General features: G+C 63.3%; 31 protein-coding genes. 8 read left to right on the forward strand and 23 right to left on the reverse strand.

The genetic code is table 11. The features are described from left to right. The 3 genes from AB3147_RS27720 to cutA all read right to left on the reverse strand — a co-directional run bounded on the left by AB3147_RS27720 (position 1) and on the right by cutA (position 3,330). On the reverse strand, positions 1-882 hold the full coding sequence (locus AB3147_RS27720) for a DMT family transporter (protein WP_367353601.1): 882 nt from the start codon (positions 880-882) through the stop codon (positions 1-3). A 205-nt stretch (positions 883-1,087) separates the two neighbouring features. Further along, positions 1,088-2,983 carry a protein-disulfide reductase DsbD gene (dsbD, locus tag AB3147_RS27725; protein WP_438861013.1) on the reverse strand — a complete coding sequence of 632 codons (1,896 nt, stop codon included), beginning with the start codon at positions 2,981-2,983 and terminating at the stop codon, positions 1,088-1,090. Further along, the gene (gene cutA / locus AB3147_RS27730) at positions 2,983-3,330 is read right to left on the reverse strand and encodes a divalent-cation tolerance protein CutA (protein WP_175136921.1); all 348 of its coding nucleotides are present in this window, start codon (positions 3,328-3,330) and stop codon (positions 2,983-2,985) included. The genes dsbD and cutA overlap by 1 nt, the downstream gene beginning before the upstream one ends. Before the next feature lie 122 nt (positions 3,331-3,452). Here cutA and AB3147_RS27735 point away from each other — a divergent pair, with 122 nt between their 5' ends. Further along, positions 3,453-3,917, forward strand: coding sequence for an HIT family protein (locus tag AB3147_RS27735; protein ID WP_175136922.1), 465 nt, complete (start codon positions 3,453-3,455; stop codon positions 3,915-3,917). A gap of 107 nt (positions 3,918-4,024) precedes the next feature. On the opposite strand, the gene rplQ is transcribed toward AB3147_RS27735, so the two are convergent. From rplQ to AB3147_RS27830, 19 genes are all read right to left on the reverse strand, one after another. Next, the gene (rplQ, locus tag AB3147_RS27740; RefSeq protein ID WP_006389635.1) at positions 4,025-4,417 is read right to left on the reverse strand and encodes a 50S ribosomal protein L17; all 393 of its coding nucleotides are present in this window, start codon (positions 4,415-4,417) and stop codon (positions 4,025-4,027) included. Positions 4,418-4,603: 186 nt separating this feature from the next. Continuing rightward, positions 4,604-5,590, reverse strand: coding sequence for a DNA-directed RNA polymerase subunit alpha (locus tag AB3147_RS27745; protein ID WP_008169002.1), 987 nt, complete (start codon positions 5,588-5,590; stop codon positions 4,604-4,606). A 229-nt stretch (positions 5,591-5,819) separates the two neighbouring features. Continuing rightward, a complete protein-coding gene (gene rpsD / locus AB3147_RS27750) occupies positions 5,820-6,443 on the reverse strand; it encodes a 30S ribosomal protein S4 (RefSeq protein ID WP_175124780.1) in 624 nt (207 codons plus the stop codon). Positions 6,444-6,454: 11 nt separating this feature from the next. Continuing rightward, on the reverse strand, positions 6,455-6,856 hold the full coding sequence (gene rpsK / locus AB3147_RS27755) for a 30S ribosomal protein S11 (RefSeq protein ID WP_006216516.1): 402 nt from the start codon (positions 6,854-6,856) through the stop codon (positions 6,455-6,457). Positions 6,857-6,871: 15 nt separating this feature from the next. Beyond that, positions 6,872-7,237: a 30S ribosomal protein S13 gene (gene rpsM, locus AB3147_RS27760; RefSeq protein WP_008168996.1), complete on the reverse strand. Its 366-nt coding sequence runs from the start codon at positions 7,235-7,237 to the stop codon at positions 6,872-6,874. A 43-nt stretch (positions 7,238-7,280) separates the two neighbouring features. Beyond that, the gene (gene rpmJ / locus AB3147_RS27765) at positions 7,281-7,394 is read right to left on the reverse strand and encodes a 50S ribosomal protein L36 (protein WP_003806928.1); all 114 of its coding nucleotides are present in this window, start codon (positions 7,392-7,394) and stop codon (positions 7,281-7,283) included. 34 nt (positions 7,395-7,428) lie between these two features. Next, positions 7,429-7,647, reverse strand: coding sequence for a translation initiation factor IF-1 (gene infA / locus AB3147_RS27770; protein WP_003806927.1), 219 nt, complete (start codon positions 7,645-7,647; stop codon positions 7,429-7,431). 8 nt (positions 7,648-7,655) lie between these two features. Further along, positions 7,656-8,981, reverse strand: coding sequence for a preprotein translocase subunit SecY (secY, locus tag AB3147_RS27775; RefSeq protein ID WP_056327063.1), 1,326 nt, complete (start codon positions 8,979-8,981; stop codon positions 7,656-7,658). A gap of 13 nt (positions 8,982-8,994) precedes the next feature. After that, the gene (rplO, locus tag AB3147_RS27780; RefSeq protein WP_175124781.1) at positions 8,995-9,435 is read right to left on the reverse strand and encodes a 50S ribosomal protein L15; all 441 of its coding nucleotides are present in this window, start codon (positions 9,433-9,435) and stop codon (positions 8,995-8,997) included. Positions 9,436-9,444: 9 nt separating this feature from the next. Next, positions 9,445-9,630 (reverse strand): 50S ribosomal protein L30, encoded by a 186-nt coding sequence (gene rpmD / locus AB3147_RS27785; protein WP_006216520.1) that lies wholly within the window; start codon positions 9,628-9,630, stop codon positions 9,445-9,447. A gap of 3 nt (positions 9,631-9,633) precedes the next feature. Further along, entirely contained in the window at positions 9,634-10,155 is a 522-nt protein-coding gene (rpsE, locus tag AB3147_RS27790) for a 30S ribosomal protein S5 (protein WP_008168987.1), read from the reverse strand. 15 nt (positions 10,156-10,170) lie between these two features. Continuing rightward, positions 10,171-10,536 (reverse strand): 50S ribosomal protein L18, encoded by a 366-nt coding sequence (rplR, locus tag AB3147_RS27795; RefSeq protein WP_008168985.1) that lies wholly within the window; start codon positions 10,534-10,536, stop codon positions 10,171-10,173. 21 nt (positions 10,537-10,557) lie between these two features. Continuing rightward, positions 10,558-11,091, reverse strand: coding sequence for a 50S ribosomal protein L6 (rplF, locus tag AB3147_RS27800; RefSeq protein ID WP_062838799.1), 534 nt, complete (start codon positions 11,089-11,091; stop codon positions 10,558-10,560). A 12-nt stretch (positions 11,092-11,103) separates the two neighbouring features. After that, complete coding sequence (gene rpsH / locus AB3147_RS27805) at positions 11,104-11,499, reverse strand: 30S ribosomal protein S8 (protein ID WP_006216525.1); 396 nt, start codon at positions 11,497-11,499, stop codon at positions 11,104-11,106. 10 nt (positions 11,500-11,509) lie between these two features. Continuing rightward, positions 11,510-11,815, reverse strand: coding sequence for a 30S ribosomal protein S14 (rpsN, locus tag AB3147_RS27810; RefSeq protein WP_006216527.1), 306 nt, complete (start codon positions 11,813-11,815; stop codon positions 11,510-11,512). A gap of 12 nt (positions 11,816-11,827) precedes the next feature. Beyond that, positions 11,828-12,367 carry a 50S ribosomal protein L5 gene (gene rplE / locus AB3147_RS27815; protein ID WP_008168978.1) on the reverse strand — a complete coding sequence of 180 codons (540 nt, stop codon included), beginning with the start codon at positions 12,365-12,367 and terminating at the stop codon, positions 11,828-11,830. 12 nt (positions 12,368-12,379) lie between these two features. Next, positions 12,380-12,700 carry a 50S ribosomal protein L24 gene (gene rplX, locus AB3147_RS27820; protein ID WP_008168975.1) on the reverse strand — a complete coding sequence of 107 codons (321 nt, stop codon included), beginning with the start codon at positions 12,698-12,700 and terminating at the stop codon, positions 12,380-12,382. 11 nt (positions 12,701-12,711) lie between these two features. Further along, positions 12,712-13,080, reverse strand: a complete 369-nt coding sequence (gene rplN, locus AB3147_RS27825) for a 50S ribosomal protein L14 (protein ID WP_006216531.1) — start codon at positions 13,078-13,080, stop codon at positions 12,712-12,714. Between the two features lie 339 nt (positions 13,081-13,419). Beyond that, the gene (locus tag AB3147_RS27830) at positions 13,420-14,172 is read right to left on the reverse strand and encodes an aspartyl/asparaginyl beta-hydroxylase domain-containing protein (protein ID WP_367353603.1); all 753 of its coding nucleotides are present in this window, start codon (positions 14,170-14,172) and stop codon (positions 13,420-13,422) included. 220 nt (positions 14,173-14,392) lie between these two features. Here AB3147_RS27830 and AB3147_RS27835 point away from each other — a divergent pair, with 220 nt between their 5' ends. Both AB3147_RS27835 and AB3147_RS27840 read left to right on the forward strand, forming a co-directional pair. Further along, positions 14,393-15,820, forward strand: a complete 1,428-nt coding sequence (locus AB3147_RS27835) for an NAD-dependent succinate-semialdehyde dehydrogenase (RefSeq protein WP_175124782.1) — start codon at positions 14,393-14,395, stop codon at positions 15,818-15,820. A gap of 240 nt (positions 15,821-16,060) precedes the next feature. Beyond that, positions 16,061-18,232 carry a metallophosphoesterase gene (locus AB3147_RS27840; RefSeq protein WP_367353473.1) on the forward strand — a complete coding sequence of 724 codons (2,172 nt, stop codon included), beginning with the start codon at positions 16,061-16,063 and terminating at the stop codon, positions 18,230-18,232. A gap of 98 nt (positions 18,233-18,330) precedes the next feature. Here the strand turns inward: AB3147_RS27840 and AB3147_RS27845 are convergent, their stop codons facing one another. Beyond that, entirely contained in the window at positions 18,331-19,299 is a 969-nt protein-coding gene (locus AB3147_RS27845) for an AraC-like ligand-binding domain-containing protein (protein WP_286891714.1), read from the reverse strand. Positions 19,300-19,453: 154 nt separating this feature from the next. On the opposite strand from AB3147_RS27845, the gene AB3147_RS27850 reads away from it, so the two are divergent. The 5 genes from AB3147_RS27850 to AB3147_RS27870 are packed head-to-tail and all read left to right on the forward strand — an operon-like array spanning position 19,454 to position 24,071. Beyond that, the gene (locus tag AB3147_RS27850) at positions 19,454-20,347 is read left to right on the forward strand and encodes an alpha/beta fold hydrolase (RefSeq protein ID WP_367353474.1); all 894 of its coding nucleotides are present in this window, start codon (positions 19,454-19,456) and stop codon (positions 20,345-20,347) included. Between the two features lie 15 nt (positions 20,348-20,362). Beyond that, entirely contained in the window at positions 20,363-21,535 is a 1,173-nt protein-coding gene (locus AB3147_RS27855; protein WP_056571020.1) for a substrate-binding domain-containing protein, read from the forward strand. 12 nt (positions 21,536-21,547) lie between these two features. Next, on the forward strand, positions 21,548-22,315 hold the full coding sequence (locus AB3147_RS27860) for an ABC transporter ATP-binding protein (RefSeq protein WP_367353475.1): 768 nt from the start codon (positions 21,548-21,550) through the stop codon (positions 22,313-22,315). Next, positions 22,312-23,064 (forward strand): ABC transporter ATP-binding protein, encoded by a 753-nt coding sequence (locus AB3147_RS27865; protein WP_367353476.1) that lies wholly within the window; start codon positions 22,312-22,314, stop codon positions 23,062-23,064. Before AB3147_RS27860 ends, AB3147_RS27865 begins: the two co-directional genes overlap by 4 nt. Beyond that, a complete protein-coding gene (locus AB3147_RS27870; RefSeq protein WP_367353477.1) occupies positions 23,061-24,071 on the forward strand; it encodes a branched-chain amino acid ABC transporter permease in 1,011 nt (336 codons plus the stop codon). The genes AB3147_RS27865 and AB3147_RS27870 overlap by 4 nt, the downstream gene beginning before the upstream one ends. Positions 24,072-24,075: the final 4 nt, after the last annotated feature.

Genomic DNA, 24,075 nt, shown 5'->3' on the forward strand with positions numbered 1-24,075 from the left:
TCAAGCCTTTGCGGCGGCCGCCCGCGCCGGCTGCGCGCCGCGGCGCAGTCCCAGCCACGTCCCGCCCAACACACAGCCCAGACCGACGACATGCGTCAGCGTGACGTGCTCGTCCACGAACAGGGCCGCGAACAGCAGCCCGAAGATCGGCAGCCAGTTCACGAACAGCGCGGCGCGGCTGATCCCCAGCCGCGCGATGCCCGCGTTCCACACGATGTTGCTGATACCGGACGCGACCACCGCCGAAAACATCAGCACCGCCCAAGGCCACCATGCCATCTGCCACGTCTCAGTGTGGTACGAGGACGGCGTCAGCGCGGCATGTCCCACCAGCATCACGCCGCCGGCCAGGTACATGTACCAGAGCATCCCCAGCGGATCCATCATGCGTGACATCCGCTGGATGACGAGGCCGCCAAACACGAACACCAGCACGGCCACGAACACCACAGCATCGCCCCAGCCGGTCAACCCGAGCTGCGCGCCGCTGCCCACCACCACCATGCCGACGCCCAGGAGGCCGAGCAGCGCGCCGGCAATGCGGGTCACCGTGAGTTTTTCACGGTAGAAGATGGCGGCAAGAAAGGCGGACAGCAACGGGCTGGTGGCCATGATCAGCGTGCCATTGGCCGCCGACGACACTCGCAAACCCGACACCAACGCCACCTGGTGCGCATACACCACCAGAAAGCCGGCAAGCGCCACCCAGCCCAGCTGCGCGCTACCCAACTTCGGGATACGGCCGCCGCGCGCCTTGATGATGAGGGTGACGGTAATGAACGCAATGACGATCCGAACGGCGGCGAGCGCCTGGATGTCCATGTGCTGGGTCAGATACTTGATGGAGACGATGTTCAGGCCCCACGTGGCCATGACGAACATCAATTGAAGATAAATCAGACCGTTCCGGTCCTGACTTGCATCAACGGTGGGGGACGTCACGGCGCCGGCCTGGAGGGAGTGGGATGCGCCGCGCGGGCAGCGAAGCGATCATGGTATATCGCGCCCTTTCTTGATTCAACGCAAGCATCGTTGCGTTGCGCGCATCAGACGCTGGCGCATGCCCCGCCGCCAGCGTGCTCGTCCCTCAACGCACGAGCACGCGGTCCAGCGATTCCGTGAAGCGCTTTGCGTCCTGAAAGCCCACTACGCGCGCATCCGCGATTTCCTTACCGCCCGGCTCGAAGAACATGATGCCCGGCGGGCCGAACAGCCGGAAGCGCTTGAGCAGCGCGCGGTCGTCGGCATTGTTCGCGGTCACATCCGCCTGCACCAGCACCATGCCCGCCATGCGCTGCGCGACGCCCGGATCCGTGAAGGTGAAGCGCTCCATCTCGCGGCACGACACGCACCAGTCCGCATAGAAGTCCAGCATCACCGGCCGGGTGCTTTGCGCCAGCAGCGCGTCCAGCTCGGCATTGCTGCGCACACGCGTGAAATGGACCTCGCCCGCCGCGGCGGCGCCGGCAGCCGGCGCATCGCCGCGCGCGGCCAAGTGCGACAGCGGCTGCAGCACGTCGCGCCCGCCACTGGCCGCACCGACGAGCCACGCCGCGGCCGCCAGGGCAAGCAACAGGCCCAGGCCCTTGCCGAACATGCGTCCGGCGCCCGCGCCTTGCGGCAAGGCGTCGAAGGCGCGCAGCATCACGGCCGACACGACAGCCAGGAACGCCCACCCCGTCATCTGGACCCAGGTGGGCACGACGGGAATCAGCATCCACCACGCGGTCGCCAGCAGCAGCATGCCGAACAGCCGCTTGACGCCGTCCATCCACGGTCCGGCCTTGGGCAGCAAGGCGGACGACGACGCACCGACGATCAACAGCGGCACGCCCATCCCCCATGCCATCGCAAACAGCGCCGATCCGCCCAGGACCACGTCCCCGGTCTGCGAGATATACAGCAAGGCGCCGGCCAGCGGCGCGGCCACGCACGGGCCGACGATCAGCGCCGACAAGGCGCCCATGACCAGGGCGCCGGTGTAGCGTCCGCCCGGCACGCGCGACGAGCGCTCGGACAGCATCGCCTGCACACCCGACGGCATCTGGAACGTGAAGACATCGAACATCGCCAGCGCCAGCACGGTCAGCAGGATGGCAAAGAGGGTCAGGATCCACGGCGTCTGCAACCAGGCCGCGAGCCCCGCGCCGCTCAGGCCGGCAGCCACGCCCAGCGCGGTGTACACCACCGACATGCCCAGCACGTAGGTGGCGGCCAAAGCCAATCCGCGTCCGCGGCTAGGCCGCTCCTGCTGCGCGCCGCCCAGCACGATGGACGACAGGATGGGGATCATGGGCAGCACGCAGGGCGTGAAAGCCAGCAAGAGGCCCAGCACCAGAAACACGCCCGCCGTCTTGATCCATCCCAGGCCACCCAGCGCGTCGGCCAGGCCCGTGTCTCCGGCATTGACCAGCGCGGACAAGCCGCCAGAAGCCGCTTGCGGCGCCAACGCCCCGCCAAGCCCCGTGCCCGCCACCGTATATCCACCTGCCACGGGCGTGAGCTTCACGGTGCTGTCCATCGGCGGATAGCATAGGCCGGCATCCGCGCAGCCCTGGCCCGTCAGCGTCAGCGTGAACGGCTGTCCGCCGGCTCCCACCGGGACGCGGATCGTCACGTCCTCGTGGAAGACCTCCATGTCCTTTTCAAAGGTCGGGTCATACTTGACCTCGCCCTTGGGATAAACGGCCTCGCCCAACGTGGTGGCATCGGCGGGGCTGATGGCAATGGCGAAGCGCTCGCGGTACATGTAATAGCCGGGCGCGACCTTGTAGTGCAGCTCCAGCGTGTCCGCGGACGCCATCTTGGCGCTGAACACGAACGCCTTTTCAGGCTCCAGGAACTCGGTATCCGCGCGCGCGGCAGCCTGCCATCCGAACAACAGGATGGTCATCGCCAGCAGCATCAGGCAGTGCCTGAAAAAGGGGGAGGTCGCGCTCTCGGCGCGTCCGCGCGCGCCGACCGTACCGGCAAGTTGCAACATCAGTTTCTCTTGTTCTGCGTAATGGCCGTCTGCTCGCGCACCCAGTCCAGGTATGGCGCTGCGCCGGCGATGACCGGCAGCACGATGATCTCGGGAACGTCGTAGGGATGCATTTTCGACAAGGCCTGCACGACGGCGGCATGCCGCGCGTAGGTCGTCTTGATCTGGATGGGGATCTCTTCCGTCCCTTCGACCTCTCCGTTCCACAGGTAGATGGACAACCCGGGCGCGCCGAGGTTCACGCACGCGGCCAGTCCGTCTTCGACGAGCACGTGCGCAATGCGTTTGGCCAGCAACAGGTCCGGCGCATTGCTGATGACCAGCACGACGTCGTCATCGCGCAACATGGAGCCTCCTTGGGATACCCGCGTGGGATGTAACTCGCGGTATTTTATCGGTATTGCGGCCACCTTCCCGGAACCGCCGCGCGCCAGGCCGCCGCGCCGCCCTCTTACACGCCGAGGCAAGCATGTCCGACAACTGCCTGTTCTGCCGCATCGCCCGTCACGAGATTCCCGCGCACGTCATCCACGAAGACGATCGCCTGCTGGCCTTCCTCGACATCCAGCCCGTGCGCCCCGGGCACACGCTCATCATTCCCAAGCAGCACTATCCCTATTACGAAGACATGCCGGCCGACCTGGCCGCCAGCATCGTCAACCTGGGCCAGCGGCTGGGCCGCCAGATGAAACGCCTGTACGGCGTCGAGCGCGTGGGATTTGCGTTCACGGGCATCCATGTCGCGCACGCGCACGCCCATGTCGTTCCGATGCATCACCCGCAGGACGTGACGTCCACGCAGTACATCGAGCAGCAGGACCTGACTTTCAGGATGCCGCCTCAGCCGCCCCAGGATGTGTTGGCCGCCACAGCCGCGGAGCTTCGGGGGCAGTTGCGCGGCGGGCGCGAACGCGAGGATGGGGGCAACGCCTGATCGGTGGATTCGCGCCTCATCGCGAATCGCAGCGCGCCATCGCGGTGCCAAAAAAAAACAAGGGCGGGTCCGAAGACCCGCCCTTGTCGCTTATCTAGCTGCCGAATTTACTCGGCGCTGTCCTCAGCGGCTTCATCGACTTCCGGACGGTCAACCAGTTCCATGAAAGCCATGGGAGCGTTGTCGCCTTGACGGAAGCCCATCTTCAGCACGCGGGTGTAGCCGCCGTTACGGGCCGCGTAGCGCGGGCCGATTTCGGCAAACAGCTTCACAACCGCATCGCGATCGCGCAGACGGGCAAAAGCCAGACGCTTGTTCGCGAGCGTGGGCTCCTTGCCCAGCGTGATCAGGGGTTCGATGACGCGGCGCAATTCTTTCGCCTTCGGCAGCGTGGTCTTGATGGCTTCGTGGGTGATCAACGAAACGGCCATGTTGCGGAACATGGCAAGACGGTGACTGCTGGTGCGGTTGAGCTTACGCAAGCCATTACCGTGACGCATGATAAGTTTCCTTTGAATCTAAAGAAGGCGTTTCCGCCATCGGGTTGCCGGCTCTTCTATCAGCCTGCAATCAGGCTGCGGTCCGGTAGAAAACGGGGCATTTTACGACGATTTCGCAAACTGCCCGACCGCGAGGCCGGGCGCTGCGGGAGACGCCCCTTTTCAGGGGCGGCGCCCTTTCAAGATTTACGGACGCTCCAGGCCCAGGGGCGGCCAGTTCTCGAGCTTCATGCCGAGGGTCAGGCCACGTGCAGCCAGCACTTCCTTGATCTCGTTGAGCGACTTGCGACCCAGGTTCGGGGTCTTGAGCAGCTCGTTTTCGGTACGCTGGATCAGGTCGCCGATGTAGTAGATGTTTTCGGCCTTCAGGCAGTTGGCCGAACGCACCGTCAGCTCCAGGTCGTCGACCGGACGCAGCAGCACCGGGTCGATCTGCGGCGTGCCGCGGACCGGGGCTTCGTACGAATCGCCAGCGCCTTCCAGGGCGGCGAAGACCGAGATCTGGTCCATCAGGATGCGGGCCGACTGGCGCACCGCTTCCTCGGGCGAGATCACGCCGTTGGTTTCGATGTCCAGGACCAGCTTGTCCAGGTCGGTGCGTTGTTCAACGCGGGCGCTTTCAACGGCGTAGCTCACGCGGCGGACCGGGCTGAACGAAGCGTCCAGAACGATGCGGCCGATGGTGTGGGTGCGGTCTTCCGACAGCGCGCGCACGTTGCCCGGCACGTAGCCGCGGCCCTTTTCGACCTTGATCTGCATTTCCAGCTTGCCTGCTTCCGTCAGGTTGCAGATGGCGTGGCCGGGGTTGATGATCTCGACGTCGTGCGGCAGCTCGATGTCGCTGGCCAGCACCGTGCCGGCGCCGGACTTGCGCAGAACCAGCGTCACTTCGTCGCGGTTGTGCAGCTTGAAGACCACGCCCTTCAGGTTCAGCAGGATGTCGACGACATCTTCGCGAACGCCCGGGATAGTCGAGTATTCGTGCACCACGCCCGTCATCTGGACTTCGGTCGGCGCGTAGCCGGTCATCGAAGACAGCAGGATGCGGCGCAGGGCGTTGCCCAGCGTGTGACCGTAGCCACGCTCGAACGGCTCCATCACGATCTTGGCATGGTGCGTGCCGACCGGTTCGACTTCAATGGAGCGCGGCTTCAGGAAACCTTGAGTGGACATTTACTGTGTTCCTTTTCAATACCCTCGGCTCGTTACACCGATAAGGCTGATGGACAGGGTGAGACTTGATGCTCAAATCATGGGCGGCGCAAAAACGCTGCCCGATACTTACCGCAAAGCCCGCTCCACCAAATGGCGAAAGCGGGCTGCTGCGGGACTTGCTAACGGGCCAACCGGGTCGCGTGACCAGCTTGCCAGCACCTTGCGAAGGAGGCGCCGGCAGGCGTGATTAACGCGAGTACAGTTCGACGACCATCGATTCGTTGATGTCGCGAGCGACGTCAGCGCGATCGGGGGCCGACTTGAACGTGCCGGTCAGCTTGGCCGCGTCGACTTCCACCCACTGGGGGATGCCGATGCTGGTGGCCAGGTCGAGCGATTCCTTGATACGGCCTTGCTTCTTGGCCTTTTCACGAACCGAGACGACGTCGCCAGCCTTGACCAGCATCGAAGCGATGTCAGCCGTGTGGCCGTTCAGTTCGATGGCGCGGTGGCTCACCAGCTGGCGAGCTTCGGCGCGCGTCGAGCCGAAGCCCATGCGGTAGACGACGTTGTCCAGACGCGATTCCAGCAGCTGGATCAGCGTTTCGCCGGTGTTGCCACGGCGACGCTCGGCTTCAGCGAAGTACTTGCGGAATTGCTTTTCCAGCACGCCGTACATGCGCTTCAGCTTTTGCTTTTCGCGCAGCTGCAGGCCGTAGTCGGAAGTGCGGGCACCCGAAGTGCGGCCGTGTTGGCCAGGCTTGGAATCCAGCTTGCACTTGGAATCCAGCGAGCGGCGGGCGCTCTTCAGGAACAGGTCAGTACCCTCGCGGCGCGAGAGCTTGCATTTGGGTCCAATATAACGTGCCATGTGGATTCCCTTTAGATACGACGACGCTTCGGCGGACGGCAGCCGTTGTGCGGAACGGGCGTGATGTCGGCGATGGACGAAATCTTGATGCCCAGCGCGTTCAGCGCACGGACCGACGACTCGCGGCCAGGACCGGGGCCCTTGATGCGGACTTCCAGCGTCTTGATGCCGTACTCGAGCGCAACGCGGCCAGCCGTTTCAGCGGCAACCTGCGCGGCAAACGGGGTCGACTTGCGCGAACCCTTGAAGCCAGCACCGCCCGACGTGGCCCACGACAGTGCGTTGCCCTGACGATCGGTGATGGTGATGATGGTGTTGTTGAACGAAGCGTGAACGTGCGCGATGCCGTCCGAGACGTTCTTCTTGACCTTTTTGCGCACGCGCGAAGCGCCGCTGGTGGAAGCTTTCGCCATAATCCTGTTCCTCGATTATTTCTTCAGGGACGCAGCAGCACGACGCGGGCCCTTGCGGGTCCGGGCGTTGGTGCGAGTGCGCTGGCCGCGCACGGGCAAACCGCGCTTGTGACGCATACCGCGGTAGGTTCCCAGGTCGATCAAACGCTTGATCGAGAGCTGTACTTCACGACGCAGGTCGCCTTCAACCGTGAACAAACCAACATGTTCGCGGACGCGTTCCAATTCAGCGTCGCTCAGATCCTTGACCTTTTTGTCAAAGGGTACGTTTGCCGCTTCGCAAATCTTGCGAGCGCGCGTACGACCGATGCCAAAAATGGCGGTCAGGCCGATCTCGGCGTGCTGTTGCGGCGGAATGTTAATGCCAGCAATACGGGCCATGACTGTTCCTTGAATAAATCCGTTGCGTAGTCGCTAACCCGAGTTAGCCTTGACGCTGCTTGTGACGCGGGTCGGTGCAGATAACGCGCACCACGCCGTGACGTTTGATAACTTTGCAGTTGCGGCAGATCCGCTTAACCGATGCCATTACTTTCATGGTTGACTCCTAATTTTCCGTAATCCGGTTTCGCTCACTTGGAGCGGAAAACAATCCTGGCTCGCGTCAGGTCATAGGGCGTGAGCTCCACTGTGACCTTGTCACCCGGCAGGATCCGGATGTAATGCATACGCATCTTGCCGGAAATATGGCCCAACACCACGTGGCCGTTTTCGAGCTTGACGCGAAATGTCGCGTTCGGGAGGTTCTCAAGAACCTCACCTTGCATCTGAATGACGTCGTCCTTGGACATTCTTTTGCTTACCGCATCGGCAAACCCGCGCCCTTGAAGTTGGCCTTCTTGAGCAACGAGTCGTACTGGTGAGACATCATGTAGGCCTGAACCTGCGCCATGAAATCCATCGTCACCACCACAATGATCAACAGAGACGTACCACCGAAGTAGAAGGGAACGTTCCAGCGCATCACCAAGAATTCCGGCAACAGGCACACCAACGTGATGTAGATGGCACCTGCGAGCGTCAAACGCATCAGGATCTTGTCGATGTAGCGCGCCGTTTGCTCGCCCGGACGGATGCCCGGAACAAACGCACCACTCTTCTTCAGGTTGTCCGCCGTTTCGCGGCTGTTGAAAACCAGAGCCGTGTAGAAAAAGCAGAAGAAAATAATCGCGACCGAGTACAGCGTGATGTAGAGCGGTTGACGAGGCGACAGGGCCGCAGCCAGGTCGCTAAGCCAGCGCATGTTCTCGCTGCTGGAGAACCAGCTCGTGATCGTGGCCGGGAACAGAATGATCGACGACGCGAAGATCGGCGGAATCACCCCTGCCATGTTCAGCTTCAGCGGCAAATGCGAGCTTTGACCACCGTAGACCTTGTTGCCGACCTGACGCTTGGCGTAGTTCACCGTGATCTTGCGCTGTCCGCGTTCCACGAACACCACAAAAGCGGTAACCAGCACCACCAGAGCCACGATGAACAGTGCCGAAAGCACAGACATCGCGTTGGTGCGGACCAGGTCCAACAGTGCAGCCAGCGCCGCGGGAAGACCCGCCACGATACCTGCGAAGATCAGGATGGAAATCCCGTTGCCCAGACCGCGTTCCGTGATCTGCTCACCCAGCCACATGACGAACATGGTGCCAGTGACCAGAGTCACGACGGTCGTGAAGCGGAACAGCATGCCCGGATCGATCACCAGTCCCTGCTGAGACTCCAACGCCACCGAAATGCCCACGGCTTGCACCAGCGCCAGCACGACCGTGCCGTAGCGGGTGTATTGGGTAATCTTCCGACGGCCGGATTCGCCCTCTTTCTTGAGCGCTTCCAGCGACGGCACCACCACCGACATCAACTGCATGATGATGGATGCCGAAATGTACGGCATGATCCCCAGGGCAAAAATCGAGAAACGCGAGAGCGCTCCGCCCGAGAACATGTTGAACAGGCCCAGGATCCCGCCCTGGTTCTGACGGAACAAGTCCGCCAGCGCGTCCGGGTTGATACCCGGAACCGGGATGTGTGTACCCAAACGGTAAACCACCAGGGCGAGCACCAGGAACACCAGACGGCGCTTCAGATCGCCGTATCGTGCTCCGGATTTGCCCAATGCCTGCGCGTTAGCCACTCGTCACCTCTGATCAAGCAAGCGAGCCGCCCGCGGCTTCGATGGCGGCGCGAGCGCCGGCCGTCGCGGTAATGCCCTTGAGCACGACCTTGCGCGAGAGTTCACCAGACTTGATGACCTTGGCGTAACGAACCGCCTGGCCAATCACGCCGGCCGCCTTCAGCGCTTGCACATCGATGTCATCGATGGGCAGGGCCTGGAGGTCCGACAAGAGAACTTGTGCATACAGGTGTTGACCCAGCGGGGTGAAACCACGCTTGGGCAGGCGACGTTGCAGCGGCATTTGACCGCCTTCGAAGCCAACCTTGTGGAAACCGCCCGAGCGCGACTTCTGACCCTTGTGACCACGGCCGGCGGTCTTACCCAGACCCGAACCGATGCCACGGCCGACGCGGCGCTTGGCGTGCTTGGAGCCCTCGGCGGGCTTCAGCGTATTAAGTTGCATATCCGACATGGTGATTCCTTAGGCTTCCGAGACGGAAACGAGATAATCCACCTTACGGATCATCCCACGCACCTCGGGCGTATCGACCAGCACGCGGCTGCTGTTGATGCGGCCCAAGCCCAAACCGCGAACCGTATCACGGTGCGATTGCTTGGTACCGATCACCGAGCGCACGAGGGTCACTTTGATCTGCTTCTGAGCCATGATTTACCCCAGGATCTCTTCGACCGTCTTGCCGCGCTTGGCAGCAACATCGGCCGGGGTCAGGGAGGCGCGCAGGCCGTTCAACGTGGCGCGAACCATGTTGTAGGGGTTGCTCGAGCCCAGGCTCTTGGCAACCACGTTACGCACACCCATCACTTCGAAAATAGCGCGCATCGGGCCGCCGGCGATAACGCCAGTACCTTCAGCAGCGGGCGAAATCAGCACGGTAGCGGCGCCATGCTTGCCGACCACGGTGTGGTGCAGCGTGCCGTTCTTCAGAGCGACCTTGAACATGCCGCGACGGGCCTGTTCCATAGCCTTCTGAACGGACACCGGCACTTCACGCGCCTTGCCCTTACCCATGCCGATGCGGCCATCGCCATCGCCAACCACGGTCAGCGCGGCAAAGCTCATGGTGCGACCACCCTTGACCACTTTGCTCACGCGGTTGACCGCGATCATCTTTTCGCGGAGGCCGTCATCGTTCTCTTTTTCCGCGGCGTTCTTGCCTTGTACTTTAGCCATTTGACAGATCCTCGCTTAGAACTTCAGGCCGGCTTCACGCGCGGCATCGGCCAGCGCCTTGACGCGGCCATGGTAACGAAAGCCCGAGCGATCGAAAGCGACCAGTTCGATACCGGCAGCCTTGGCCTTTTCGGCCACGCGCTTGCCAACCAGCGTCGCAGCGGCTTTGTTGCCACCCTGACCGGTTTGGCCGGCCAGTTGCGCACGCACTTCGGCTTCCACCGTCGAGGCGCTGACCAGAACGCGATCGCCTTCCGGCGAAATGATGTTGGCGTAGATGTGCTGGTTCGAGCGGAAAATCGAGAGGCGATGAACGCGCAGCTCGTTGATCTTCCGGCGAGTCGGAACCGCACGACGCAAACGGGAAACTTTTTTGTCCATGATTCGTCCTTGCGTGCGCCGTTATTTCTTCTTGGTTTCTTTGATGACGACGCGTTCGTCCGAGTAACGCACGCCCTTGCCCTTGTAGGGTTCGGGTTCGCGGTACGCGCGGATTTCAGCGGCCACCTGACCGACGACTTGCTTGTTGGAGCCCTTGATGACGATTTCCGTCTGGGTGGGGCATTCGGCCTTGATACCGGCCGGCAACTGATGCAAAACGTCGTGCGAGAAACCGAGCTGCAGCTTAACGGCGTCGCCTTGAACCGAGGCGCGGTAACCCACGCCGACCAGGTTCAGCTTGCGCTCGAATCCCTTGCTCACGCCGTTGACCATGTTGGCCACGAGCGCGCGCACGGTGCCCGACATGGCGTTGGCGTGACGGGAATCGTTGGCAGCGGCAAACGTGAGCTTGCCACCGTCCAGCGAGATCGTGACGTCGCCAGTCAGGGGTTGGGTCAGGGAGCCCAGCGGGCCCTTGACAGTGATCTGATCCTGCTTGATGTCAGCTTCGACACCCTTGGGCAGTTCGACCGGATACTTAGCGATACGTGACATTCGAATTTCTCCTTAGGCCACGTAGCACAGCACTTCGCCGCCGACGCCGTTGGCGCGAGCCTTACGGTCGGTCATGACGCCGCGCGAGGTCGAAACGATAGCCACGCCCAGCCCGTTCATGACCTGAGGAATGCTGGTACGGCCCTTGTAGATACGCAGACCAGGGCGCGAGACGCGTTCGATGCGCTCGATGACCGGACGGCCAGCGTAGTACTTCAGGGTGATCTCGAGCTCAGGCTTGGCCTGGGTGCCCTTGATTTCAAAGCTGTCGATGTAGCCTTCGTCTTTCAGCACAGCGGCAATGGCCGCCTTCAGCTTCGAGGAGGGCATGCTCACCGTAACTTTGTCCACTTGCTGCGCATTGCGAATGCGGGTCAGCATATCGGCGATGGGATCGCTCATGCTCATATTGTTTCTCCTACCAGCTGGCCTTGGTGATGCCGGGGATTTCACCCTTCATCGCCATTTCACGCAGTTTGTGGCGCGTCAGGCCGAACTTGCGGAACACGCCGCGAGGACGACCGGTGACCACGCAGCGGTTGCGTTGACGCGTCGGGTTGGCATTGCGCGGCAGCTGTTGCAGCTTGAGCCGAGCTTGGTAACGTTCTTCGTCGGTCTTCGACTGGTCGTCGATGATCGCCTTCAACTCAGCGCGCTTGGCAGCGAACTTGTCAGCCAGCTTGGCGCGCTTGATGTCGCGATTGATGAGGGAAAGTTTAGCCACGTCATCAGCCCCTTAGTTACGGAACGGGAAGCTGAAGGCCGTCAACAGCGCCTTGGCTTCTTCGTCGGTCTTGGCGGAGGTGGTGATGCTGATGTTCAGCCCACGCAGCGCGTCGATCTTGTCGTACTCGATTTCGGGGAAAATGATCTGCTCTTTCACCCCGATGTTGTAGTTGCCACGGCCGTCGAACGCACGACCCGAGATACCGCGGAAGTCGCGCACGCGAGGCAGCGCAACCGCCACCAGGCGATCCAGGAATTCGTACATGCGTTGACCACGCAGCGTGACCATGCAACCAATCGGGTAGTTTTCGCGGATCTTGAAACCGGCGATAGCCTTCTTGGTCTTCGTCACGACGGGCTTCTGGCCGGCGATCTTGGTCAGATCCGACACAGCGTGCTCGATGACTTTCTTGTCGGAGACCGCTTCCGAGACACCCATGTTCAGGGTGATCTTGGTGATGCGCGGCACTTCCATTGCGCTCTTGTAGCCAAACTTGGCCTGCAGGTCGCCAGCGACCTTGCTCTTGTAGAAATCTTGCAAACGAGACATGTCTATCGCCCCTTACGCCTTGGCGCCGACAACGGCACCATTGGAACGGAACACGCGGACCTTGCGACCTTCGACTTCTTGAACGCCCACGCGGTCGCCACGACCGGTTGCGGGGTTGAAGAGCGCCACATTCGAGATGTGGATCGGCATGGTCTTTTCGACAATCCCGCCCGGGTTGTTAGCCATCGGGTTGGCTTTCACGTGCTTCTTGGCAACGTTGACGCCTTCGACCAGAACGTGGTCGGCGCCAACGCGGGCCAGCACCGTGCCACGACGCTTCTTGTCGCGGCCGGTCAGGACGATGACTTCGTCGCCTTTACGAATGTTGTTCATCGTAGGGCTCCTTACAGCACTTCCGGGGCCAGCGACACGATCTTCATGAACTTCTCGGTACGCAGTTCACGCGTAACGGGTCCGAAGATGCGGGTGCCGATAGGCTCCAGCTTGGCGTTGAGCAACACGGCGGCATTGCCACCGAAACGAATCAGCGAACCGTCTTTACGGCGCACGCCCTTGGCGGTACGAACCACCACGGCATTGTAAATTTCGCCTTTCTTGACGCGTCCGCGCGGAGCCGCATCTTTGACGCTCACCTTGATGATGTCGCCGATACCGGCATAACGGCGCTTGGAGCCACCGAGCACCTTAATGCACATGACATGACGCGCACCAGTGTTATCGGCCACGTCCAGCGTGGTCTGCATTTGGATCATGATTTTTCCTGTTCCAACTTAACTGGAAATACGGTTTTCCCAACAAGGGAACACTGCAATTCCTGCCAGTTTTGGTCCCGTCAGGTCAGCCGCCCTGCTTTTTTGTCGGCAAGTCCGTACTACTGGACCAGCAACTGGTGGCAACGCAACGACCCTGGGTTGAAATCCTGCGGGTATTCCCCCCGACGCGCTCACCTAACCTTCGGCTAAGTGAATCGACAATCTGGGAAAGCTGATAATTCTAACGTGGTTAATTTTTGAGCGCAAGCACTTTGTTGGGATTGCGCACAAAAGACCACGCCCCCTGTCAAGGGGGTCGGTTTGTCGGGCCATCCGCCCCTATTTCTGGCGGTAGTAGCCCTTCTCCCAGGCGTCATGATTTGCCTTGCCGCGACGGATTTCGTCCGTGAACGGCGCGGCCATGAGCACAAGGCGATTTAGCCATTTTACAGGAGCTCGGCAGGGACGCTCGAAATCCACGAAAAGCACGGCTCTGACGCCGCCGGTGTCATTGTGCACCTCGTGGGGATACAGGTCGTCAAAGACCACCGCCTGTCCTTCGCGCCAGCTATAGCGCTGGCCGCCGACTTCTATCCAGCAGCGTTCGGGCGGGTCGGGGACGACCAGGCCGAGGTGCAGGCGCAGCACGCCGTTGTATGGCCCCGTGTGCAGCGGGATGCGCTTGCCGGCTTCGAGGATGGAGAAGAAGGCGGTGCGCAGGCCCGGGATGTCCTGCAGGGCGCGCGCGGTGGACGGACATCGGGCAAGGTTGCGTTCAGAGCGCAGGCCATAGCCCAGGAAGACGAACGTCTTCCATCGGTCGTCGGAGGTGATCATGCCCACATCCGGGGAGAGTTCGTGGAAGGCCGGAAGCGCCTGGCGGTCGGCCAGCAGGCTCATCAGTTCGGCCCGAATGGCAGGCGCCCGCGCTTCGAGGGTGGCAACCCACGGGAACTGGCTGTTCTGGAATATCGGCTTGTCGCCGACCAGCGAGGCCTGCGCAATGCGCTGACGCAGCCAGTCAATGAAGCGGAAAACAACCCGCGAATAGAGGCTGGGCTTGGCGGCCGGACGCGCATCGATGGGTTGCACGATGGATATACGGATGACAGCCGAAGATTCCTCATTTTTGTCCACGGCGATGCGCTTGTCCACGGTGGCACGCGTGCCGGCACTTGGCACGCCAATGGACCCAAGCCCGCGGCGGGGATTGGCTCCTTCCACTGCGGGGAAGCTGGTTTAGACTGCCGTGGGCGACAGCGGTCGCTCTCGCCCTTGGCTACCCATTCCTATTACGCAAGGAACGACAGGCATGTATGAACAGTTGGCGCTGTATATCGACGGCGAATTCGTCGCCGGCGAGGGCAGGCGCACCCAGGACGTCATCAACCCCGCCACGCTCGAGGTGCTGGGCCAGCTGCCTCACGCCACGCAAGCCGATCTAGACCGCGCCCTTGCCGCTGCCCAGCGCGCCTTCGAATCGTGGAAGAAGTCCTCGCCCATGGACCGCTCGGCGATCCTGCGCAAGGTCGCCACGCTGTCGCGAGAGCGCGCCCAGGAGATCGGCCGCAACATGACGCTGGATCAGGGCAAGCCGCTGGCCGAAGCCGTGGGCGAAGTCACCTCCTGCGCGGAACATGCCGACTGGCACGCTGAGGAATGCCGCCGCATTTACGGACGCGTCATCCAGCCGCGCAATCCGGATGTGCGCCAGATCGTGGTGCGCGAACCCATCGGCGTCTGCGCCGCCTTCACGCCCTGGAACTTCCCGTACAACCAAGCCATCCGCAAGATCGCCGCCGCCATTGGCGCCGGCTGCACGGTCGTGCTCAAGGGTCCCGAGGACTCGCCCAGCGCGGTCATGGCGATTGCGCGCATGTTCCACGATGCGGGTCTGCCCAAGGGCTGCCTGAACATCGTCTGGGGCGAACCCGCCACCATCTCCGATTACCTGATCCGTTCGCCGATCGTGCGCAAGGTGTCGTTCACCGGCTCCGTTCCGGTCGGCAAGCAGCTTGCGGCGCTGGCAGGCGCGCACATGAAACGCGTCACCATGGAACTGGGCGGCCACTCGCCCGTGCTGGTGTTCGACGACGCGGACATCGACCGTGCCGCCGAGATGCTGGCCAAGTTCAAGGTGCGCAACGCGGGCCAGGTCTGCGTATCGCCCACCCGCTTCTACGTGCAGGACGGCGCGTACGAGCAGTTCCTGGCGCGGTTCTCTGAGGTCCTCAAGAACATCAAGGTCGGCGACGGCCTGGAAGCCGGCACCGAGATGGGGCCGCTGGCGCATGAACGCCGCGTGCCCGCCATGAGCGCCTTTATCGACGACGCCAAGAAGCACGGCGCCAAGGTGGTGGTGGGCGGCGGTCCGCTGGACCGCAAGGGCTTCTTCTTTGCGCCGACCGTGGTCACGGAACTGCCCGACAACGCCATGCTGATGACCGAAGAGCCGTTCGGCCCCGTGGCGCCCGTCGTCCGTTTCAAAGACACTGACGAGGTGCTGCGCCGCGCCAACAGCCTTCCCTTCGGCCTGTCCTCGTACGTGTTCACGAATTCGCTGAAGACCGCGACCAAAGTGTCCAACGGCCTGGAAGCCGGCATGGTCAACATCAATCACTTCGGCAGCGCCCTGGCCGAGACCCCATTTGGCGGCATCAAGGACAGCGGCATCGGCAGCGAAGGCGGCACGGAGACCTTCGAGGGCTATCTGGTCACCAAGTTCATCACGCACGTCTGATCCTGCGGCCATCGCAAAGCAAAGCCCCGCACCTGGCGTGCGGGGCTTTTTTTTGTCTGTCGTGTGGCGCGGACCGGTCAGGGATTCATGACGCTGTCATGCGGCTCAGTGAGCATTGGGCCCGCTTACAAGCAGCTGACCCCAGCAGCTGACCCAAATCGCTTAACCGCGGCTGCCGCTTCCGCATGGCCAACGCCCATGCGCGACCGCCGCCGCACTGACCCGTGGATTCCGCCCTCGATGACGCTTCGCCCTTCCCGCCCCGTCCGCGCCGCAGCCTCCCTGCTGCTCGTTGCCCTGCTCGCCGCTTGCGGCGGCGACAAGGACGACGACAACACGCCACCGCCCGTCGCCGAGACGCCGCCACCGGCCGAAACGCCCGCGCAGCCGCCCACCCCCGTGCAGGTCGCGTTCATGCCCGACATCCACTTTCACGACGTCTACGCGGACTTCAAGGACGGCTCGTTCCCCGGCATCCCCAACCCGAAAGCGGGCGACAACGCGACCATCCGCACGATGTACGCGCAGCTGACGTCCACGCGCCTCTTCAACGAAAACTACTTCGCTTTCCTGGCCGCGCTGGACGACGCCGTGAAACGCGGCGTGAAGTACATCGCACTGCCGGGCGACTTCTCGGACGACGGCCAGCCTGTGCACATGCGCGGCCTGGTCAAGATCATGGACGACTATTCGAAGAAGCACGGCATCCAGTTCTTTGCCGCGCCCGGCAACCATGACCCCAACCGCCCCTTCAACCAGCCCGCGGGCAAGGGCGACTACCTTGGCCTGGATCCGGTAACGGGCGCGATCGGCTTTTCGCAGCCGATCTACAGCCGCGGCGCGAACGTATGCAACACCGCCTACAGCGGCGACTGGACGCGCATCGGCAACACCTATTGCACCGAGGAAGTGCTGCACATGGGCTACTCGGGCATTACGACCGCGCTCGAGCAGCATGGCTTCATGCCGCAGCCGCAGAACGTGTATTACGAAACCCCGTACAGCACCTACAAGTACGAAGACTACGATTACGCGACGGCGGTTTCGCAAGCCAACTGGATCAACCGTCAGTACGAGATCTGCGCCGAAGGCACCGGCGGTCCGAACAAGCCGCAGAACTACACGCTGTGCAAGATGGTGCCCGACACGTCGTACGTGGTCGAGCCCGTCGAGGGCGTGTGGCTGGTGGGCCTGGATGCCAACGTCTACGTGCCGACGGGTCCGGGCGCCAACGACTTCACCGGCTCGGGTGACCAGGGCTACAACAAGATGCTGACCCACAAGGCGCACGTCATCACGTGGCTGACCGACGTGGTGGCGCGCGGCAAGGCGCAGGGCAAGCAGGTCATCGCCTTCAGCCACTTTCCGATGTCCGAGTTCTTCAATGGCGCGTCCGACGACATCGAAGCGCTGCTGGGCGCGAACAAGATGCAGATGATCCGCCGTCCCGCGGAGAACACCACGCGCGCGCTGGCCGAGACCGGTTTGAAGGTGCACGTGGGCGGCCACATGCACTTCAACGACATGGCGCTGCGCAACTACGGCGGCGACCACGCGCTCTTCAACATCCAGGCGCCCTCCATGGCCGCCTATGTGCCCGCGTACAAGCTCATGACGCTGCAGAGCGCCGATGAGATCGAAGTGCAGACCATCCGACTGGACAAGGTGCCGCGCTTCGATGAGCTGTTCGACCTGTACCGCGCGGAAAACGCCTACACCGTGCCGCCGCGCTGGGACGTCTCCATCCTGGACGCCAAGGACTACGGCGATTTCACCTACCGCTACATGAGCGAACTGGTGCGCCTGCGCCTGCTGAACGACGACTGGCGCTGCGAGATGCGCGAGCTGGTCAAGAGCCCGCTGACGGGCGCCGACCTGCTGGCGTTGTCGCAACTGCAGACGACGGTCACGCTCAAGGAATTGGCGAACACCGGCGATCAGAACAATCTGACGCCCGCGTTCTTTGCATGCCTGTCTGACGGTGGCGGCAGCAGCGCCAGCAATCCGGCCTATGCCGCGGATGCCGCGAACGCGCAATCGCGCGCGCAAGCCTTGGCCCAGGCCAACGGCATGCAACTGGCGGACTTCGCGCAGTGGACGGCGCTGGAGATGGCCGGGGACTTCGTGCGCCTGGCCAATGCCGGCGACCTCGCGTTTACCGATATCCCGGCGCAGCGCGCCAGCCAGTACAAGCTGCTGGCTCAAGCACTGAACCAGACCAACGCCGCCGTGCAGATGAACGGCAACAACGTCAGCGACGCCAACACGCCCGCAGACCTGTTCAAGGCGCGCTTCAAGCCGCTGATGGCGATCATGCTCAAGCTCGCCAACGGTGCGCCGTCCGAGCACATCCGCCTGGACCTGACGACCAACAGCATCGTCAACCTGTCCAACCAGCCTTCGCCGTTCTAAGCCTGATTCGAAGGTTCCGAAAGGCCAACGGCCCGCTGATCAAGCGGGCCGTTTTTGTTTGGCGGCATTGCCTGGCGCGCAACGTTCCGCGTTCACGCCTACAAGGCGCGCCCGCCCGCGCGCAGGTCCCGCGGCGTCATGCCGAAGCGCTGCTTGAACAGCCGGCTGAAATGCGAAGGATGAGAGAAACCCACCTGATACGCCAGCTCGGCGATGCCGCGATGGCGGTGCCGCACGTCCAGCAGCAGTTCGCGGCACCGGTCCAGCCGCTGCTCGAAAATGAACGACTCCACCGACAACCCGCCCGCGCGCAGGATGCGGTGCAGATACGCGACCGAGACCCCACAGCCCTGCGCCACCCGCGCGGGCGACAGATCCGGATCGGCGAGATGCTGGCGGATATAGGCCAGCACACGCGCTCTGTGCGCCACTGTGACGCTGCTGTCCGCCTCCGAAACCTGTCCCTGTCCCGGCTGCACCAGGAAGAGCACGATGAGGTCGATCAGACGCTCGCCCAGTTCGGCGGCCTCGGTCTCGGACCAGCCGTCCATGCCTTTGAACAGGTGATCCATGTAGCCGGCCAGCAGCGCGCCGCGGGGCGACCCGTCGTCGGTGCGCAGCTTGTAGAAGGCGCCGATGCGTGAGTCCCGCTGCGACAGTGCGCTGCGCGGGAACGAGACGCTCAGGCTGCGGTAGCCCGCCGCGCCGTTCGCGGTTGCCTGATACGGCAGGCTCTGGTTCATCAGATACACGCAACCCGGTTCCACCTGGAATTCCCGGCCCGCTTGTCGCACTGCCAGCGGACCGGCCAGCGGCAGGCCAAAGGTGTAGAACTCCTGATCCAGCCGCGACACGTTGCCCGGCGTGCGTTCCAGCCGCTGGCCCTGGTAATGCAGATCGTTGAATTGAAGGCTGGCGCGTCGCGCATAGCGGACATGGCCCGCGAAATGACCGGGTTTGCCGCCATGCACCTCGAACGGCCCGAAAGCATCGGCCAGCGCGGCGCGCCACGCATCGCGCCGGTCGGCGCCGGCGCTGGCCGAAATGGCGAATTCCGTATCTGGCATGGCACGGTCTCCTGGGGGCTGCGCAAATTGATCTTGCGTCTACATATTGTTGACTCACCCTGCTGTGGGGTGGCCGGCGCATTGTGGGCGCGCTTGCCGCAAGTCTATATTCAGCCCGATAAGCACACAACCTGGACAAACCGGGAGGAGACGCATGGACGAGGCAGGGTCGGCAACCGCGCGCCATACGCCGGCGTCGCGCTATCTGCGCTGCGCAGGGCGCGAGTTGCACTACACGGACTGGGGCGCTTCTGACGCGCCGCCCATCATCATGTGGCATGGCCTGGCCCGCACCGGCCGAGACTTTGACGAGCTGGCGCAGGCACTGGCCGGCGACTACCGCGTGATCTGTCCCGACGCGATCGGGCGCGGCCTATCGCAATGGAGCCCCGATCCGGTCGCCGAGTACCGGCTCGACTTCTACGCCACGTTGGCGCGCGCCCTGCTGGACGGCCTGTCGCTGGCGCGCGTGCGCTGGGTGGGAACGTCCATGGGCGGCGCGACCGGCATGCATGCGGCCGCGACCACGTTGCGCGATCGCATTTCGCACCTGGTCGTCAACGACATCGGACCGGAACTGCCGCAGCCTGCCATCGAGCGCATCCTGGCCTATGCCGGCAACCCGCCGGCCTTCGACACGGTGACGGAACTCGAAGCCTGGCTGCGCGCCGCCTACAAACCCTATGGCTGGCAGAGCGACGATCAGTGGCGCCGGATGGCGGAAACGTCGGTGCGCCGGCTGCCCGACGGCCGCGTCACCGCCCATTACGATCCGGCCATCGTCGGGCAGTTCAGCCATCACCCGAACGACTATGACCGGTGGGCCGGCTACGACACGCTGCGCATGCCGACGTTGCTTTTGCGCGGCGCCGAATCGGACCTGCTGCTGCCCGACGTTGCGCACGCCATGACGCAGCGCGGCCCCCGCGCACAGCGCATCGACTTTCCCGATTGCGGGCACGCCCCCGCGCTGAACGTGCCCGCCCAGATCGAACCCATCCGTCAATTTCTCGCCAGGCCGGACGACACGGCCGCGCGCGCCCACTGACACCAGGAGACTTCCATGAAACGCATTCTGCTCGCCGCCATGGCCAGCCTGTGCATGAGTTCCGCGCTGGCGGCAAAGGACTTCGTTGTCGCCCATGTCTATGACAAGACCGGCCCGCTTGAGGCTTACGCCAAGCAGACCCAGAACGGGCTGATGCTGGGGCTGGAATACGCCACGCAGGGCACCATGACGGTGGCCGGGCGCAAGATCCGCGTCATCGAGAAAGACAACCAGGGCAAGCCCGACGTGGCCCGCGCGCAACTCGCGTCCGCCTATGCCGACGACAACGCCGACATCGCCGTCGGTCCGACGTCGTCGGGCGTGGCGCTGGCCATGCTGCCGATCGCGGAGGAATACGAAAAGATCCTGCTGGTGGAGCCGGCGGTGGCCGATTCCATTACCGGCGAGAAGTGGAACAAGTACATCTTCCGCACCGGCCGCAACTCCTCGCAGGACGCCATCGCGAACGCCGTGGCGTTCGACCAGGAAGGCACGTCGATCGCCATGCTGGCGCAGGACTATGCCTTTGGCCGCGACGGCGTAAAAGCCTTCAAGGGCGCGCTCAAGAACGCCAAGATCGTGCACGAGGAATACCTGCCGGCCAACGCGACCGACTTCACGGCCGGCGCGCAGCGGCTCTTCGACGCGCTGAAGGACAAGCCCGGCCGCAAGATCATCTTCATCCTGTGGGCAGGCGCCGGCAATCCGTTCAAGATCGCCGACCTTGACCCCAAACGCTACGGCATCGAGATCGCCACGGGCGGCAACACGCTGACCGCCATGACGCCGCTCAAATCCCTGGCGGGCATGGAAGGCGCCACGTATTACTACTACGGCATCCCCAAGAACCCGGTCAATGATTGGCTCGTGGCCGAGCATCAGAAGCGTTTCGGCCAACCGCCTGATTTCTTCACCGCGGGCGGCATGGCGTCGGGCATTGCGATCGTTGCCGCGTTGAACAAAACCGGCGGCGATTCAGATACCGACAAGCTCATCAAGGCGATGGAAGGCATGAGCTTCGATACGCCCAAAGGCAAGATGACCTTCCGGCCCGAGGATCACCAGGCCATGCAGTCGATGTACCACTTCCGGATCAAGAACGATCCCTCGGTGCCGTGGGCAGTCCAGGACCTGGTCAAGGAAATCACGCCGGACCAGATGGCCGTGCCTATCCAGAATAAGCGCTGATTCCCGCCGCTCATGCTTGAGACCCATTCGCTCACCGTTCGCTTCGGCGGTCATGTGGCGGTCAATGATGTCAGTTGCGCCTACGCGCCCGGCACCTTGACCGCCATCGTCGGCCCGAACGGCGCCGGCAAGACGACATACTTCAATCTGATTTCGGGGCAGTTGCGCGCCAGTGCCGGCACCGTGACATTGAACGGACGCGATCTGACCACGCTGTCCGCGCCGGCCCGCATGCACGCGGGGCTAGGCCGCGCATTTCAGCTGACGCAGCTATTCCCCCGGCTGAGCGTTCACGAAAACGTGCGGCTTGCCCTGCAGTCTCGGCAACAGGGCATGGGTTGGCGCCACATCCGATTCTGGCGCACGTGGCGCGACGATCACGGTCTCATGGAGCGTGCCGATGCCCTGCTCGCACGCACACGGCTGACCGCCCGCCGCGACCAACCCGCCGCCGACCTGCCCCACGGCGACCAGCGCAAGCTGGAGATCGCCATGCTTATCGCGCTGGAGCCTTCGGTGTTCATGTTCGACGAACCTACCGCCGGCATGAGCGTGGATGACGTGCCCGTCGTGCTGGACCTCATCCGCGAGCTGAAGGCCGACGCGTCCAAGACCATTCTGCTCGTCGAGCACAAGATGGATGTCGTGCGCGAGCTGGCGGACCGCATCGTCGTGCTGCACAACGGGCGGCTGATGGCCGACGGCGATCCGGCCACCGTAATTGCCTCGCCCATCGTGCAGCAGGCCTACCTGGGCATCAGCGCGCAGGAGGCGGCATGACGGCGCAACCGCTTCTGGAATTGAAGGACGTGCACACGCACATCGGCGCGTATCACATCCTGCACGGCGTGAACCTGTCGGTGCCGGCATCGGCGGTCACCATGCTGCTCGGGCGCAATGGCGCGGGCAAGACGACGACGCTGCGCACCATCATGGGATTGTGGCGCGCATCGCAGGGCCAGATCTGCCTGGACGCCAAGCCGATCGGTGGGCCCGGCACGCGCACGTCACCACCCGACATGGCGCGCATGGGCATGGCTTATGTGCCCGAGAACATGGGCATCTTCGGCGACCTGTCCGTGAAGGAGAACATCCTGCTCGCGGCACGCCTTGCCAGAAATGCCGCGCAACTGGACACCGCCCGGCTGGAATGGATCTTCGGGTTCTTTCCGGCGTTGAAGAAGTTCTGGCTGCACCCCGCCGGCAAACTGTCGGGCGGGCAGAAGCAGATGCTGGCGATGGCGCGCGCGATCATCGAGCCGCGGCGCCTGCTGCTGGTGGACGAACCCAGCAAGGGTCTGGCGCCGGCCATCATCCAGAACATGATCGACGCGTTCATCGAACTCAAGCAGTCCAGCACCACCATCCTGCTGGTCGAGCAAAACTTCAACTTTGCCCGCCGCGTTGGCGACTACGCGGCAATCATGGACAACGGCCAGGTCGTGCACGCAGGCGCCATGGCCGACCTGGCCGCGGACGAGGCGCTGCAGAGACGCCTTTTGGGCCTGTCACTGGGAAGCCACCAATGAGCACGCTGGACATCGAAGCGCCGCTGCCGCGCGCACGCGCCGACCTCATGCCTGTGCTGCTGGTGCTGGCGCTGGCGGTCATCGCATTGCCCCTGGTCGGGTCGTTTTCCACCTGGGTCACGCTGACTTTCGCCGGGCTGGCGATGGGCATGATCATCTTCATCGTGGCGTCGGGCATGACGCTCGTCTTCGGCCTGATGGACGTGCTCAATTTCGGCCACGGCCTGTTCATTGCCATCGGCGCCTACATGGCGGCCACCGTGCTGGGTTCCATGACTGACTGGACGCAGTCCGGCAGCCTGTGGACCAATCTGGTCGCCGTGCTGCCAGCCTTGATCGTGGGCATGCTGGTGGCGGGCGCCGTGGGCCTGGCATTTGAGCGCGTGATCGTGCGGCCGGTCTACGGCCAGCATCTGAAGCAGATCCTCATCACGATGGGCGGCATGATCATCGGCGAAGAAATCATCAAGATGATGTGGGGACCGCAAACGATCACGTTGCCGTTGCCCGAATCCCTGCGCGGCGCGTTCCTGCTGGGCGACGCCGCCATCGAGAAGTATCGCGTGGTGGCGCTGGTGGTCGGCCTGATCGTGCTGGGCGGCATGCTGTGGGTGTTGAACCGCACCAAGCTTGGCCTGCTGATCCGCGCCGGCGTCGAAGACCGTGAGATGGTCGAAAGCCTGGGCTACCGGATCCGGCATCTGTTTGTCGGGGTGTTCGTTGCCGGGTCGATGCTGGCCGGATTGGGCGGCGTGTTGTGGGGGATGTACCAGCAATCCATCGTGCCGCAGTTGGGCGCGCAGGTAAACGTGCTGATCTTCATCGTCATCATGATCGGCGGCCTGGGCTCCACGGTGGGCTGCCTGATCGGCGCGCTGCTGGTCGGGCTGATGGCCAACTACACCGGCTTTCTGATGCCGAAGGCCGCCCTCTTCTCGAACATCGCGCTGATGGTCGCCATTTTGCTGTGGCGCCCGCAAGGCGTGTACCCCGTCACGAACCGCTAGGAGC

Origin of the sequence: Achromobacter animicus, from assembly GCF_040775605.1 — a bacterium.
GTDB lineage: Bacteria > Pseudomonadota > Gammaproteobacteria > Burkholderiales > Burkholderiaceae_B > Achromobacter > Achromobacter animicus.